Raw genomic sequence first — 14,802 nt, 5'->3', positions numbered from 1 at the left:
AAATAAAGATGGTCAACCAATATCGCTTAATCGTTCCTTCCCCAAGCGTCGTATTCCATGTTTGACAAACCATAAGTGCCGTGCCGAATTTTGGCTTGTGGTTTACCAAATCGGCCGATCTCTTCAGGTGCAGCGGTACGTGCCAAATAGGCTGCAATATCGGGATCGTGACAGGTATTTGGTAACTTCACGCCTGATGCACCCACAGGTCTTTTCGGGCAGCGTTGTTCCAGATGCCGTTTGTATTTCTTTTTACCAACGCTGACTTTGCAGTAAGGACAGATACATTGGCCCGGTGCAGCCTGAAACAACGAAGGGGCAGCCCCCTCTTTCTGACTTTGGGTTGCGATAGAGGGATGCATCTTTTTGATATGTTTGTTGAGGTTCTTTTTGCCGACCTCAGTTTTGCAGTGCGGGCAAAGCATTCGGTCATTCGCAATAGGTGCCAAACTCTTGCTTTTTCTCGCTGCTGCTTTCGCCTTTTGGCTCTTTTCGCACGCCATTAGATGCTGCACTAACTGAGCGGGGTCTACCGGTCTTTGGCAAAACTTACACTTTTTTGGAACAAACGCAGCAGAGCTAATGCTGGGCTTCATCGGTCCTAATCGGGGGGCAAACGTCCGCGGCTCACGAGTGGTGAGTGGTATTGGTTCGCTATGACAGGGAGAAAGCTCTCGACGAGCGGCTTTCCAATTGTGTTTGGTCACCAAGTGGACAAACAGCTCATCCTCACGAACTACCTGTTGGCATTGATTGCAAACCAGCTCCCGTATCATCGCATCCCTCTCTACTCAACTAATCAACTCGTATGCCCATCACGGCAACGTCTCAATCGCCTTGTCCATGGTCTCTTTCAGCAGGGGCCAGTCGTGTGACCAGAAGTGCTGTAGCTTCTTGTCGATCTGTTTTTTGCACGCCTCTTCGTCAGGCCCATCGACAGTGTGTTTTTTATCGAGCAAACGCAATGAGTAGACTTGGCTCCATTGTGGGCTTTGCCGCAGTTTTCGTGTCGACAGCGCTGCAACACCACTTTGCTCCACACGGCTAAACAGATGGTCACGCAATGAAGCATCGCTGCTAGGGCCAATCAGCAGTTTCAGCTCCAGCTTGTCGGTGTTGCTTTGGATTTCAAACAGTACAACACGGCCACTTTTGGTCCAGTTTGAAGAACGCATCCCCTTCCCGTCATCCCACGGTAAATGGGCGTAGCGAACCATTGTTCTTGTCTCACTATCGATCTCCCAACCGTGCTGCTCTGCGACAAGAGCGATAACATCCTTCGCCCAATCCCGGCGCTCGGTTCGGCCATCGCCATCCGCAGGTCGATGCTCAAAAATCAGATCCAGGGCTTTCTGGTGCTTCTTGTAAATACGGCGGCAGAGCTCCGCAATCTCGGTATCTTCCATAAAATATCGCTTGAATAGGGTGATGTAGTGCTCGATGCCGATACGGGCTGATGGCGGGATCTGGTGGCCATAATCGGTGACCAGTTCGCTCAGGCATTCAATTACCTGGGCATAGCTCAGGTTTAACCAGCCATCGCGACTGGCCTCGCTGCCGTCAAGAGTCAAGAAGACAAAGACCTTGCGATGCTCGGGATAGCGGCGATGTACGGCCTGCTCATACCGTTCCAGCTGATTGCCATGCTCACCGGCATCAATCTTGTTCTCGATAACAAAGACCTGACGGTTTTGCTCGCTCACCAGCAGCAGATCGATACGATCTTGCTCGCGAAATACCTGCAGGTCGTCGTAATCGCAGAGATCGATATCGAGCAGAGAGACTTCGCCACTACGCCGATCCGGCAAGTCATAGAGCAACCTTGAAAGCAGCGATTCAAAGAAGCGAGAGCCCAAGCCATGAGGTTCGCGGGGATTAAAGAGGGTGCCGAGAAAATGGGAGTGGCGGATCTCCTGACGCACCATCCCCATCGCTTCAAACAGATTGAACTCGGAGACCATGCCCCCCAGCTTATCGAGCTCCTTGCTATCGAAGATCAGCTCGGTCAGCCAGCGGTACTGTTCGTCATTGCTGACTTGAGCAATAGCATCGGCTTGCGGCAGTGAACTCATGCAGCAGCCTCTTCTGCTGGCGGTGTCCAGCCACGCAGATCGATCTTGCCGGTGACGGCGGCAGAAATCAGGGCGATACGGCGTTCTTGCATTAGTTCAATTGCCTTCAACACTTTTGTTTCTAAGATGTCATATTGCTTTTTGAGGATTCGAATATGCTCGTGAATTGCTACCAGCTCCTCCTCCGGAGGGACGAGAACTGGAATGTTCTCTACCTGCTCAACACGTAAATGGCTCACGGTACTTCCATGTGAAACACTATTTATATATCTTTCCAAACAAGCCGATATTAAATAATCGAACAAATAACTTGTATAAATTTCCCTGCTGCAGATAAAGTTCATCATACGTTGTCCCATGCATAATTTTACATTTTCAGGGACTATACATACTTCACCTGTAGGCGCTTCTCGAGTAAAAAGAATTGAACCTGCCACAGGAACGCCTCGTTGTGTCCATATCTCAAAGTTATTTTTATCTGTGTACAGAGCGTTATTGAAATTTAACTGCTGATTCTTAACATTCGTAGTACGAACAACAAAATATTCTCCATTATCAAAATACTCTGGGGTCTTGTTACGACAGTCAATAACATCACTCTCAAACTTTAAGCGAGAAACATCCCAATGCTTCGGCACTTGACCAAGCCACTCAATTCCAGAGTCTCTCATGGGGGCATTGGGGTTGAGGCCCTTGGTGACAGCGTGGGAGATCACCGCCTGCCGCTTCTCTTTCAGTAGCTCTATCAGCCACTGCTGCTGGGTAATCAGCCGATCAATCCGGGCAGTTTCATAGTCGAGGAAGGCGGCAATGGTGCGTTGCTCTTCACATGAGGGGACAGGAAAAACCATCTCATTAAATTCATCAGTTGCTAGACGCCATCTTCCCAAGTGAGATGCTCCTTGCCCCATATGGAAGAATAATCTCAGCTGATATCCCATTTGGAATATATATAAAAAATATTTAGCGAAATAGTCAGTGTTATCTAACGTAAACACTCGGTAATCTGGGCTAGTAACTCCATCATAATCTGAAATATCCACGTAACCAGTTAATAGGTCCATGTGGTTCATAGCAAAATCACCAGGCTTCACTCGCTGGTATTTTGAGTAATCCATCGAAAGTTGTCCTTCCCCACTTTCGATATCCTTTACTACTATTCCACGTTGGGTAACAGACAGAATGTCATATCCCAGCTCACCAGCAATTCGTTTCCGAATGGTGAACATGTGCTTAACCCGTTTTAGAGTCCAAACAGCAGGCATTTCACCTATCCAATCGACACCTGAATTACTATAGGTAGAATAATTTCTATATTTCCCCACCAGCGGCTGCCGTTCCAGCTTACTCATGAATGCACCTCCGCCAGCAGCTGCATAATTTCCTTGGCCACTGCATCAAGATCGGCATCGATGGCAGCCAGATCACGGGGCGGCTGGTACTGGTAGAAGTGGCGGTTAAAGGGGATCTCATAACCGACAATGCCAATCTGGCCATCGAGCGGGTCGGTTTTGCTGGTGTCGATCCAAGCATCCGGCACATGGGGCAGCACCTCCCTCTTGAGGTAGTCATTGATATCCTCCCCCAACGGCACATTCTCGTTATCCCGCAGGTCCGGGTTGGCTTCCGGCTCGCCTTTGCTTTTACACACTTCGGCGGCGTCGTCCTGCTCAGCCAGATGGTTCACCAGCAGCTTAAAGGCCGGGGCAGGCAGTTTTACCTCACCCAGCAGCTTGGTCAGCTGCTTTTTGAACTTGTCGCGGGAGAGCAACTTGGCCTCAGCGAACTGCCCCAAGGCAATCAGAATGGCAGACTGCAGGGTGCCATCGAGCTTGGCCCAGCCCTTGTCGGCGGTGAGGCTGGCAAGGCGTTCGGCATCTTGCGGATAGAACGCCAGCTTCAGCGGCCGCTCGATGGTCAGACGGCGATAGCCAAACGCAGTGGTGGAGAAGATTTTGGCGATCGGGCTCTCTTCATAGCGGCTATAGAGGCTGACGATCTCGCTTAACGCCTCATCGCTCAGCTGCTTGCGCTTGGAACCCAACGATTTACGCATCGGGCTGTGCATATCGCTGGCGTTGATCAGCAGCACCTTGCCCTTACGCTCGGCCGGTTTGTGGTTGGAGAGCACCCAGATATAGGTGGCAATGCCGGTGTTGTAGAACATATCGGTGGGCAGGGCCACCAGCGCATCCAGCAGGTCGTGCTCGAGGATATAACGGCGGATCTCGCTCTCGCCACTGCCTGCCCCACCGGTAAAGAGCGGTGAACCGTTGAGGATAATCCCGATCTTGGAACCCACAGACTCAGCGGTGGGTTGCTGCATCTTGGCGATAAGGTGCATCAAAAACAGCAAGGAGCCGTCAGATACCCGTGGCAAGCCTGGGCCAAAGCGGCCGTTAAAGCCCAGCTTGGTCGATTCATCCCGCACCTGTTTTTCGACCTTTTTCCAGTCCACCCCGAATGGCGGGTTGGAAAGACAATAATCGAAAGTCTTGTAGGGCAACTGGTCATCAGAGAGGGTATTGCCCAGCTTGATGTTGCTGATCTCCTGCCCCTTGATCAGCATGTCGGCCTTACAGATGGCGTAGGACTCAGGGTTGAGCTCCTGACCGAAGGTGGCCAGCCGTGCGGCGGGGTTCAGCTCGTGCAGATACTCCATGCCGCAAGAGAGAAAGCCACCAGTCCCCGCGGTGGGGTCATAGATGGAACGCACAATGCCCGGCTTGCCGAGCGCTTCGTCATCACCAGAGAACACTAAGGATGTTGTAAGCCGCACGATATCACGAGGGGTAAAGTGTTCACCGGCGGTGTCGTTGGAGCTTTCCGCAAAGCGGCGGATCAACTCTTCAAACACCAGACCCATGTGGTAGTTGTCTACAGCTTCAGGGGAGAGATCCACGTTTGCGAAGGAGCGAACTACCTTGTAGAGCAGATCGGCATCTTCCAACAGGGTGATACTGGCATCGAAGTTGAAGTGCTCGAAGATCTCACGGGCATCCTTGGAGAAAGCACGCACGTAGGCATCCAGGTTATCACCCACATGGGTTTCACCCAGCTTGGCAAGCTCCAGCGGAGAACTGTTATAGAAGGCGTGGCCGCTGGCATTGAGCAGGAGCTTCTCTTTGGCCAGTTCTGGCATGGCTTTGGTGGTATCGACCATGGCCAGCACCTGGGCCTTGCTTGGTGCCAGCACACACTCAAGACGACGCAGTACGGTAAAGGGCAGGATGATGCGGCCATACTGGGACTGTTTGAAATCACCGCGAAGCAGGTCGGCAACCGACCAGATCAGGCTAGCAAGGGAAGAGATATTGGTGGTCATTGGGATTCTCAAAATTCGGGGAACTGCCGAGGCATATTCAGGACCAAACGGAAATGCGGGCAGTTTACCACAGGGGGCTGGCCATGGGCGTGATCCCAACCGTTATCCTCAACCCTTTCTTCCCCACTTTGGCCACCAAACCGAATACCCTGCCGTATTTTCATACTGACACGCCGATTTTGTGCTGGCTTACATCCCTATTAACAAAGCGAAATCAGCCTAAAAAGACGTACTCTCTGCCAATTTTCGGGCTAATTAAGAGAACCTTTCATTTAGTTAACCACATGAAAAAGTTATGAAATATGCTTAAAAACTGGCACATGAACCTGAGGGCTTACATCTCGTTTTGGCACGGGGAGAGTGTCGAATACATGGATAAAGCAGAAGGGACTCATAGGTGTAAGTTGAGGGGCTTCTACGGCTAAACCCTTACCCTAACTAGAACGCTGCATCTCGTTTTTGTATATGCAGCTTTTTTGAAGCCGAGCGAAGAAGGCTAGGATTATCAAATCTCACCTCAAATTGCAAACCCTCCGTTTCGGATGTTTGATCTCAAAAACAGTATAAAGGCAGTAAAAGCAATGCTTTCACTCTTGTTGTGTATCCATCCCTGAGTATATTTCGACCTTGTGTTGGGTAATTTACGTCCCCGTGGCCATGAAGCCAGCTCCCATGATGGATTCCTGGTGGCCACTACCTCAGCATCTGGCAACCCTTTGTTCGAACGTAGACGGACCGCCGATCAGCCTTTGAGATGGCAGATCTAGCCAGTCAAACAATGAGTTATTAATTGATTGTCAAACTGGAGAGAAATCATGTCTCAACATACAAATTGCGATCTCGAGTTCGCTTTGGCCGAAGCTGGCTACCCGCTCAACTTCGAACTTGCCGATATCAAGGCTAAATTCTCTATTCTTGATGTTACTTCAGCCCTTACAGGGCAAGACGTAGAACAACTTGGTGAGATCTATCGGCTGGATGATCGCAGTTGCCCACTGTGCGGGCATAACGATTGCTTCACCTTATATCCTGAAACAAATAGCTTTCACTGTTTTAGCTGTGAAGAGAATGGTGATGTCCTCGACCTCATCGTCAAATACAAGCAAGCCCCAAATGTCTACGATGCTGCTCGCCTGCTGCTACTGGGAGAACTGGAGGCTAGTCCCACTACTCCCAAGGTTGTACCTTTGGAACAACCGGTCTACACCGCTCCACCAGCTCGCCTGCAGGAGCTATTCAATCTGGCTGCCCGCCACTATCAAACTCGTTTGGACATTGAGGAGCTGGTAGAACTGCGTGGCCATTCTGAGGAGGTGCTAGTGGGGCTGGACATCGGTTTCTCCGGTGGCCTGAACAAAGCGTTGCGGGATGCTGGTTTTTCCCAAGAAGAACGGCTGGCATCCGGTCTGGTCAAGCCCCGCAAGGATGCACCTGACCAACTTCGTGACTTCTTCCCGAGCGGTGTCTATGTGTTCCCGCACTTCGACCGCAACGGACAAGTCAGTCGCTTCACCTTCAAGGACCCAAACAAGCAGCACCAGTTCCAACTACCGAGCCGCAACTGGCTTAACGGCGTTCAGTTCTACGGGGAAGAGAGTCTGAATGCCCCTGGCCCTGTCGCCCTGGTAGAGGGAGAGAATGACCGCCTGTCGCTGGTCGATGCCGGTTGGCCTGGACCAGTGCTGGCCACTATAGGCACTTTGTCAAAGACCCAGCTTGAGTGGCTAGAGCGTGAGCTCGCGAACCGTGACACCGTCACCTTCTTCGACACCGATGAGGCTGGTGATAAATACCGTTCAAATGTTGCCAAACTTGACCTCACGCTGACTCAGGTCAAGCTGCCGGATAGCGTAAAGGACATTGACGAGTATCTGCACGGTGACAATCCACTCCCTCTGCAGGAGCTGGTGGCAGCATTAACTCTGAAAAAACCAGTAGTTGAAACCACGGGAACACAAGATGACGATCTGCAACCAGAATCCGTCACAATTGTCCCCCGTCAGTCCGTCTTGGCAGTCGAGTTCCACGACAGCCGAAACGCTGAACGGCTTGTTGAACTATGCGGCCATGACCTCAAGTATGTGCCCGAGTTTGGCAGTTTCCTCTGCTTCAATGGGACCTGCTGGGAACTGGACAACCAAACCCCGTTGCTGATGGCCAAACAAGTAGGAGAAGAACTCCACCAGATTGCAAAGCAGCTACTCGATACTGCCAAAGAGAAGGATGACGAGAAGGCCATGGAATGGGGCAAGATGGTTCGCAGCTATGGCACCCGTTGCCTCAGTCGGGCGAGCATCCAGAACATGCTGGAGTTAGCCAAACCGATGCTGCAGATAAAACTCGCCGAGCTCAACGCCAACCCCATGCTACTTGGTGTCGGTAACGGGGTTATCGATCTGAACTCTGGATGTTTCCTTGCTGCTCGTCGAGCCCATTTGCTGACCAGTGCCAGCCCTGCTGTCTATATCTCGGGGGCCACTTGCCCACGCTGGGAGCAATTCATCAGTGAAATCACCTGTGGAGATACCGAACTGGCCACCTTCCTGCAACGCTGTGTGGGCTACTGGATAACGGGCCGTACCGACGAGCAATTGTTGTTCTTCCTCTATGGTAATGGCTGTAATGGAAAGAGCACCTTCATGTCGGTCATCCAGCAACTGCTCGGGGACTATAGTCGGCAGATCAACAGTAACGTCCTGCTGTTTAACCGCAATGCCAGTACCGGCCCGAACCCATCGTTGACAAAGCTGGTGGATGCCCGACTGGTAGTAGCTAATGAGCTGCCAGAGGGCTCTCGCATGGATGAGAATCTAGTGAAAGCCATGACGGGTGACGACATCATTGTCGCTCGGGCCCCTTATGCCAAGAGCGAGATGGAGTTCCGTCCCCGCTTCTCACTTGTAATGGTGGGGAACCACAAGCCTGTGATCCGGGATACCAGTCCCGGCATGTGGCGACGGATGATGATGATCCCCTTCAATGCAGCATTTACGGGAGAGCAATTAGACCCGTACTTGATGCAGAAGCTTCAGGATGAACTGCCAGGTATCTTGAACTGGGCCATCCAAGGCACCCAGATGTGGCTGGCACAAGGGCTGAAACGCTCGATGCCAGCAAGCATCAAGGCCGATGTCGAGAGCTACCGTGCCGAATCCGATCTAGTAGGAAGCTTTTTGGAAGAGTGCACTCAGCCAAGCAGTAACTACAAATGCACCATGGACGAGATCTACGCTGCTTTTAGCCGCTGGGCTCAGCAGAACGGAGAGTGGGCCATGAGTAAAATCATCCTCAAGAAAAAACTTGTGGATAAGGGGTTCGAAGCAACACGCCACCGTAACAAGGCTGCAATTATTGGGATTGTGTTACGGGATGATGCATTTGATGCTTATCCAAGTGCATCCCCCACGCTCCGTCTTGCATCAAATCAGTAACATTTTCGGGGCCTGCGGGCCCCTTTTCGTTGTCGGTTATGGCACACATCACTACTCCATACTGAGGCGGTACTCTGTGCTCCTTCAACGTCATAACGTAAGCTGTGGAAATCTGTATCGATGGGATGATGTTTGCTAAACCATCATTGCTGTATCAATTTAGGTTCGGCGTGTGCGATACCAAGTCACTCCACCTGTGGGAGATAGCCGCTTGTCTATTTCGAAGAGCTGGGAACAATGAATGACCTCCCGCCAACTACTACATCCGTACAGCTTTGGAGATAAGTCTGGCCACCGTTGACCAATGCTATAAATGGCTTCGTTTAACTGTACCCAGCCGTTCTTGGCTAAGGAATGCTCTGCAAATTTCAGCTGTTGGATAATGGTGGTATTTTCCCAATTCTCGACAGGTTCACCCGGGATGATGCCGTACAAATAGAGACTCTCTCCGACAGGTGAGTTAATAAATTCAAGCAGTCTCTTCTTACTTTCTTCAAAAGCGATCAGGAGGGATTGTAGCGTTTCTCTATTGCTCTTGATGGTGCTTGCTGCAGTAGACAGATAACTGATTGCCTCTTGGCAACTGGCCTCCGAGTTCAACGTAAAGCGTGACAGGAAATGATGCACCAACTCATTTCGCAACTCGACCAATTGTTTGAGCTTTTCGCTCATCCATTCCCCGTCTTCCAGACCAACGCTGATGCTGATGTACGCTCGGTTGTGTAGGGCATCATCAATTTCTTGCTCATCGCCCAGCGTAATTCTCTGGCTCCACTGACCAACCAAATGCCCCAGCGTCTTTCCAACTAAAAACTGGCGATAGCGTTCAATGTTGCCAACCAGCTCATCCGAAAATCCGCTCACCTTCATAGTGGGCAGGGCTGCTTTGAGCATCAATTCAAACTGCTGTAACTGGAGGAGACATCGCCCGTACTCCAACGCAATTTGCTCTTTCAAGTCATTCAAATCAGATTGTGCCGTGTCAGGCCTATTGTGTTCCAACGGAGCTCTTCCTTGTGCTCATTAGCATCCAGCTAATAGTGGCTATTTGAGTTGAAGTACCTACTAGATGTTCACCAATGTAACGCGTTCATAGTGCAGCTTCGATAGCGGCTTGTAACTTCTCGACTGCTACCCCACCACCATATCGGTCATAACTGATCGCTCCGTTGGTATGACCCAAGATCGCAGCAGCAAATTGAAGAGGAATACCTTTATCTTTCAGAATTGTCGCTACCGTATGTCTCAAACTGTGGAAATCTTTAGGCACCGGCCGGTTGCGGCTGAACCACTGCCCCCAAAGGTGGCTGTAGCCGTCTTGGCGATGGGGTAGTTCGACGAAGAGCCTTCCCCCCACCCTTTCTTGCACAAACGCCAGGAAGCCCGCCTCCAGCACCGCCGAATGGATCGGAATGAGCCGTTTGCTGTTGTCTGTCTTGAGCTTCTGGTCGGATCTACCAGCCTGCACTTTGATACACCAGATGTTATCCACCAGCACAACATCATCGGCATAGAGCTGGCAGATCTCGTTCGCTCGGGCCCCCGTGTAGAGCCCCAACAGGGCTATCCAGCGGCGATAGGGCTCCTGCCTTTTCGCCCATTGGACGAACCTCTGCCTCTCCTCCATCGTGTAACCACTTCTGGCCTTGGTCTCTTTGACCCGCTGCAACTTGAGCCCAGCGAAATGGTTGACGATCCCCTCCTGATGGTTAGCCAGCCAGCTAAACAACAGGGAGAGCTTCTGGAGGTACTTGTTGATGGTGGCCGGACTCTTACCCGAGTTCAGTAGCCCATCCTTGAACATGACCACGTCAGCCTTGCTGTAGCCGGTCACAGGGCGATCCCCCAGTGCCTCGATAAAGGAGCCGAGATAGTTTTTCTGGTTCTTTCGCTCTTTGGGAGCCCAGGAGAGGGCCTTCTCTTTCAGATAGCGGTCACTCAAGACCGACAGGAGCGGAGCAAGCGGTTTGGCCGCCCGAGCCACCGGCTTGGTGCTCGATTGATTTGGTGGGGTCTCTGATGCCTCAGCAGGCTCAACGCCAGATTTCGGTCTGGAACGCACGCAGGCAAGCAGCTGGGTCACCTTGTGACGTGCACAAAGTTTGTCTCGGGTATGCAGGGATTTTTTGATCTCTTTACGACGACCACAGGGGAGCGTGGTGACTTTTCGGTAATACCAGATGCCGTGGGGACTGAGCCAGAGATTCATCGATGAGCTCCTCGTCGTCCACACAAAGTGGATGACCAAGGGCTTTAGGAAGCTAACTTATTGAATTGCAGAAACAAGTGGTGGCCCTACCAGCCACATCCCGGCACTCGAGTCCCCCGCCTTGGCTGCTACCTTCCGGTCCTGACCAGGTCGACGGGTTATCAATGCGAGAGGACCAATAGGACCACCGGCGAGGAGAATAGGCAAACTGGGCGTTCAATGCAACGGCTTTCTACCCTCCAACAGATCGTTTGCCTTATTTTTCAACAATCTGCTGAATGAATCAGCTAAACAGCATAAATTTCGCCCCCACCAGCAGCATCAGCAGGGCAAAGGCCTGCTTGAGGCGTGTGGGTGACAGGCGGTGTGCCAGCTTGGCGCCAATGCGTGCGAACTGGGTACTGGTCAGCACAATGCCCAGCAGGGCGGGCAGATAGATGTAGCCCACACTCCACTCGGGTAAATCGGCATGACCCCAACCCGCATAGAGGTAGCTGAGGCTCCCCGCCAGCGCGATGGGCATGCTGCAAGCTGCAGAGGCCGCTACCGCATTGCGCATTGGCACCGAGTTCCAACTCAGATAAGGGACGGTGAGCGAGCCACCGCCAATACCAAACAGCGCAGACATCCAGCCAATGATGGTACCGGCGATGCCTGTGCCGAGCGCCCCCGGCATATGGCGCTCCGCTTTGGGCTTGAGATTGAGCCCCATCTGTAGCGCCATGCTCCAGGCGAAGCAGCCGATAATGATATTGAGGGTGCTGGTACTGAGCAGATTGGCGGTCATGCCGCCAAGCCAGCCCCCAATCAGCATGCCGGCGCCGAGTCGGCGGATCATCACCCAGTCGACGGCGCCCGCCTCCCGGTGGGCCCGCAGCGAGCTGAATCCGGTAAAGATCATGGTGGGCAACGAGGTGCCGAGGGCCAGATGGGTAATGATTTCAGGGTCGATGCCCTGGGCGCGAAAGGTCATGACCAGCACGGGGACAATGATCAATCCACCGCCAATCCCGAACAGCCCCGCCAGCATACCGGCAAAGGCGCCCAGCAGGAGGTAACCCATAAACAGCATAAAAATTCCTGTGTTAAACAAAAACTGGCCAACACGGCCGGGCAACTGTGGATATCAGCATGAAAAAAAAGAGATGGCGCGAGGGCCATCTCTTCATTGTGCCGGTTAGTGCAGTGGAATGGTACCGTCCATCACCTTGTAGAAGGCCAGCACGGCACAGCCAAGCAGGGCCGCCGTCATCCCCTGCTCCAACCGGTTAAGGCCGCGCAGACCGTGATGCTGACGCGCCTTCCAGTAGATGAAGATGCCCGGGCTGTAGAGCAGCGCCACCAGCAACAGGTACTCCACACCGGCAGCGTAGACCAGCCAGCAGCCGTAAACCGTCGCCACCAGGGCCAGCAGCAGGTCACGCTTGCGCTGATGGGGTTGACCCTGATAGGTCTCCCCTTTCAATGCCAGCTTCAGGCCATAAGCGCCCGAAAAAACGTAAGGCACCAGCGCCGCCGAGGTTGCGATGTTGACCAGCGCCAGATAGGTGCTGCTCTGGAAGTAGATGATGATCAGGAAGATCTGCACCAGACAGGTGGAGCACCAGAGGGACACCTGCGGCGAGCCGTTCTTGTTCTCCTTGGCAAACCAGCCCGGGAAGACGCCGGTCTTGCCTGCGATGTAGGGCACTTCAGCGGCCAGCACGGTCCAGCTGAGCAGAGCACCCATCACCGACACCACAAGACCGATGTTGATAAGCCAGGCGCCCCAGGGGCCGACCACGGCCTCGAGGATCATGGCGGTCGAGGGGTTCTTGAGCGCCGCCAGTTGCGGCTGGCTCATGACACCCAGCGAGAACAGGGTCACCATCACGTAAAGCGTCAGGGCGCCGAGCAACGCCAGCACGGTAGCTCGGCCCACATCCTTGCGATGACGGGCACGGGCAGAGACCACCACGGCCCCTTCAATCCCGATAAAGACCCAGAGGGTCACCTTCATGGTGGACTTGACCTGATCCATCACGGAGCCCAGCTCCATGTTGTTCTGGCCCCAAATATCCAGAGTGAAGGTATCCATGTTGAAGGCCAGCAGGATCGCAACACAGAAGACGATGAGCGGCACCATCTTGGCGATGGTGGTGACGATATTCACCAGCGCAGCAACCTGTACCCCGCGCAGCACCAGCGCATGCACCGACCAGATCAGGATGGAGGCCAGCGTGATGGCCACCGGCGTATTGCCGTCACCGAAGATTACGTTGTCAGGTGTATCGAAGAAGTAGCTCAGAGCGCTAAACACTACGATGGCGTAGGAGACGTTGGCCAGCAGTTGGCAGAGCCAGTAACCCCAGGCGGCGTTGAAACCGATAAAATCGCCGAAACCGGCTTTGGCATAGCTGAAGATACCGCCATCGAGATCGGGGCGGCGCATGGAGAGGTTCTGATAGACCAGCGCGAGACAGATCATGCCCAGACCGGTGATGGCCCAACCCAGGGCGACCGCCCCGGCACTGGCATGCGCAGCAATGTTTTGTGGCAGACTGAAGACCCCGGCGCCGACCATGGAGCCGATCACCAGCGAAATGAGGGCGCCCAGCCCTAGTTTCTTGTCCATTTCAATCCTGTTTATTTAGGCGGCGGCAGAGCGTCCGTATTCATACTGCGCGCAATATGGGAGGGGCTGGGAATCCTGACCCCGTGAAAAAGGCGGCAACTATATTGCATGACTATTCCGACCGCAATCCCTCGTCCCGTCAATCATGCACCGCCTTGACCGCGCGCAATTTTACAGCACTGACCCATATGGCCTGTGAGCTGGCTCAAATTAACCAAGACCCATTGATATTTCTCATTTTTCTGCCAACACAACCTGACTCGCATGGTTCCTATGCATCGCCATTCAGGCACTCTCTGTATAAATAATCTGCATAAAAAAGCCCCGGTGGAAACACCGGGGCCCATTATGTAAATCCCTATAAACGCAAACCGCCATCCAGTTCTATCATCCTTCCCGACAGATAGTCGTTGGCAAAAATAAAGCTCACCGTCTCGGCCAGCTGCTGCGCCTCGCCAAGGATGCCGACCGGAATGGCCTGCTGCATCCGCGCCATCGCCTCCGGCTTCATCGCCGCCGTCATGTCGGTGGCAAATACCCCGGGGGCAATCCCCATCACCCGAATGCCATGGCGCGCCAGCTCCCGCGCCCAGGTCACCACCAGCGAGGCGACCCCCGCCTTGCTGGCGGCATAGTTGCTCTGGCCAATATTGCCGGCGCGGGCGATGGAGGAGATATTGATGATAACGCCCCCCTGCCCCCCTTGCGCCATCAGCGCCGCCCCTTCACGACCGCAGAGGAAGGTACCGGTGAGGTTGACGTCAATCACGCTCTGCCACTGGGCCAGCGTCATCTTCTCCACCAGCTCACCCTCTTTCACCTTGATCAGCATGCCATCGCGCAAAATGCCGGCGCAGTTGATAAGACCGTGCAGCACGCCAAAACGCTCCTTGATAGCAGCAAACACGGCCTCAACCTCGGCTTCGCTCGCCACATTGCAGACAAACAGCTCGCACTGGCTATCTTGATCGCACTGATCATTCTGACTGCGCACCAGGGCTGCGGTCGCCTCCAGATCGGCGCGATTGATGTCGAGCAGCGCCAGCGTCGCCCCCTGTGCGCCCAGGGCCAGCGCAATGGCCCGTCCCAAGCCACGTCCGGCACCGGTAATAACGATGACCTTATCTTTGATATCCATCAATGCTCCTTGT

General features: G+C 53.3%; 10 protein-coding genes and 1 other RNA gene. 1 reads left to right on the top strand and 10 read right to left on the bottom strand.

What is annotated here, in order from left to right; all coding sequences use genetic code 11:
- Window positions 1-26: 26 nt before the first annotated feature.
- The 4 genes from AB5Y99_RS08350 to AB5Y99_RS08335 all read right to left on the bottom strand — a co-directional run bounded on the left by AB5Y99_RS08350 (window position 27) and on the right by AB5Y99_RS08335 (window position 5,397).
- Window positions 27-596: a hypothetical protein gene (locus AB5Y99_RS08350; protein ID WP_368209376.1), complete on the bottom strand. Its 570-nt coding sequence runs from the start codon at window positions 594-596 to the stop codon at window positions 27-29.
- A 219-nt stretch (window positions 597-815) separates the two neighbouring features.
- Window positions 816-2,072, bottom strand: coding sequence for a PD-(D/E)XK nuclease family protein (locus AB5Y99_RS08345; protein WP_368209375.1), 1,257 nt, complete (start codon window positions 2,070-2,072; stop codon window positions 816-818).
- Window positions 2,069-3,424 carry a restriction endonuclease subunit S gene (locus AB5Y99_RS08340; RefSeq protein ID WP_368209374.1) on the bottom strand — a complete coding sequence of 452 codons (1,356 nt, stop codon included), beginning with the start codon at window positions 3,422-3,424 and terminating at the stop codon, window positions 2,069-2,071. Before AB5Y99_RS08340 ends, AB5Y99_RS08345 begins: the two co-directional genes overlap by 4 nt.
- Window positions 3,421-5,397, bottom strand: coding sequence for an N-6 DNA methylase (locus AB5Y99_RS08335; RefSeq protein WP_368209372.1), 1,977 nt, complete (start codon window positions 5,395-5,397; stop codon window positions 3,421-3,423). Before AB5Y99_RS08335 ends, AB5Y99_RS08340 begins: the two co-directional genes overlap by 4 nt.
- Before the next feature lie 815 nt (window positions 5,398-6,212).
- Between AB5Y99_RS08335 and AB5Y99_RS08330 the strand changes: the two genes are divergently transcribed.
- Complete coding sequence (locus AB5Y99_RS08330; protein WP_368209369.1) at window positions 6,213-8,828, top strand: phage/plasmid primase, P4 family; 2,616 nt, start codon at window positions 6,213-6,215, stop codon at window positions 8,826-8,828.
- A 159-nt stretch (window positions 8,829-8,987) separates the two neighbouring features.
- Here AB5Y99_RS08330 and AB5Y99_RS08325 read toward each other — a convergent pair whose 3' ends face one another.
- The 6 genes from AB5Y99_RS08325 to AB5Y99_RS08300 form a co-directional block, all read right to left on the bottom strand.
- Complete coding sequence (locus AB5Y99_RS08325) at window positions 8,988-9,830, bottom strand: OST-HTH/LOTUS domain-containing protein (RefSeq protein WP_368209366.1); 843 nt, start codon at window positions 9,828-9,830, stop codon at window positions 8,988-8,990.
- Between the two features lie 88 nt (window positions 9,831-9,918).
- Window positions 9,919-11,037 (bottom strand): tyrosine-type recombinase/integrase, encoded by a 1,119-nt coding sequence (locus tag AB5Y99_RS08320; protein WP_368209364.1) that lies wholly within the window; start codon window positions 11,035-11,037, stop codon window positions 9,919-9,921.
- Between the two features lie 84 nt (window positions 11,038-11,121).
- Window positions 11,122-11,218, bottom strand: an RNA gene (ffs, locus tag AB5Y99_RS08315) — signal recognition particle sRNA small type.
- 102 nt (window positions 11,219-11,320) lie between these two features.
- The gene (locus AB5Y99_RS08310) at window positions 11,321-12,109 is read right to left on the bottom strand and encodes a sulfite exporter TauE/SafE family protein (protein WP_368209362.1); all 789 of its coding nucleotides are present in this window, start codon (window positions 12,107-12,109) and stop codon (window positions 11,321-11,323) included.
- 105 nt (window positions 12,110-12,214) lie between these two features.
- Complete coding sequence (arcD, locus tag AB5Y99_RS08305; RefSeq protein ID WP_005336921.1) at window positions 12,215-13,651, bottom strand: arginine-ornithine antiporter; 1,437 nt, start codon at window positions 13,649-13,651, stop codon at window positions 12,215-12,217.
- Window positions 13,652-14,009: 358 nt separating this feature from the next.
- Entirely contained in the window at window positions 14,010-14,789 is a 780-nt protein-coding gene (locus AB5Y99_RS08300; protein WP_128835569.1) for an SDR family oxidoreductase, read from the bottom strand.
- Window positions 14,790-14,802 lie beyond the last annotated feature (13 nt).

It is taken from the genome of Aeromonas sp. R4-2 (assembly GCF_040908295.1).
GTDB lineage: Bacteria > Pseudomonadota > Gammaproteobacteria > Enterobacterales > Aeromonadaceae > Aeromonas > Aeromonas veronii.
The sequence above is the reverse complement of the archived record's forward strand: the minus strand, read 5'-3'. Positions and strand labels throughout refer to the sequence as shown.

Coding starts and splice junctions, on each gene's coding strand:
- AB5Y99_RS08330 (WP_368209369.1), top strand. CDS start 6,213: ATGTCTCAACATACAAATTGCGATCTCGAGTTCGCTTTGGCCGAAGCT.
- AB5Y99_RS08300 (WP_128835569.1), bottom strand. CDS start 14,789: ATGGATATCAAAGATAAGGTCATCGTTATTACCGGTGCCGGACGTGGC.
- AB5Y99_RS08335 (WP_368209372.1), bottom strand. CDS start 5,397: ATGACCACCAATATCTCTTCCCTTGCTAGCCTGATCTGGTCGGTTGCC.
- AB5Y99_RS08310 (WP_368209362.1), bottom strand. CDS start 12,109: ATGCTGTTTATGGGTTACCTCCTGCTGGGCGCCTTTGCCGGTATGCTG.
- AB5Y99_RS08345 (WP_368209375.1), bottom strand. CDS start 2,072: ATGAGTTCACTGCCGCAAGCCGATGCTATTGCTCAAGTCAGCAATGAC.
- AB5Y99_RS08340 (WP_368209374.1), bottom strand. CDS start 3,424: ATGAGTAAGCTGGAACGGCAGCCGCTGGTGGGGAAATATAGAAATTAT.
- AB5Y99_RS08320 (WP_368209364.1), bottom strand. CDS start 11,037: ATGAATCTCTGGCTCAGTCCCCACGGCATCTGGTATTACCGAAAAGTC.
- AB5Y99_RS08350 (WP_368209376.1), bottom strand. CDS start 596: ATGAAGCCCAGCATTAGCTCTGCTGCGTTTGTTCCAAAAAAGTGTAAG.
- arcD (WP_005336921.1), bottom strand. CDS start 13,651: ATGGACAAGAAACTAGGGCTGGGCGCCCTCATTTCGCTGGTGATCGGC.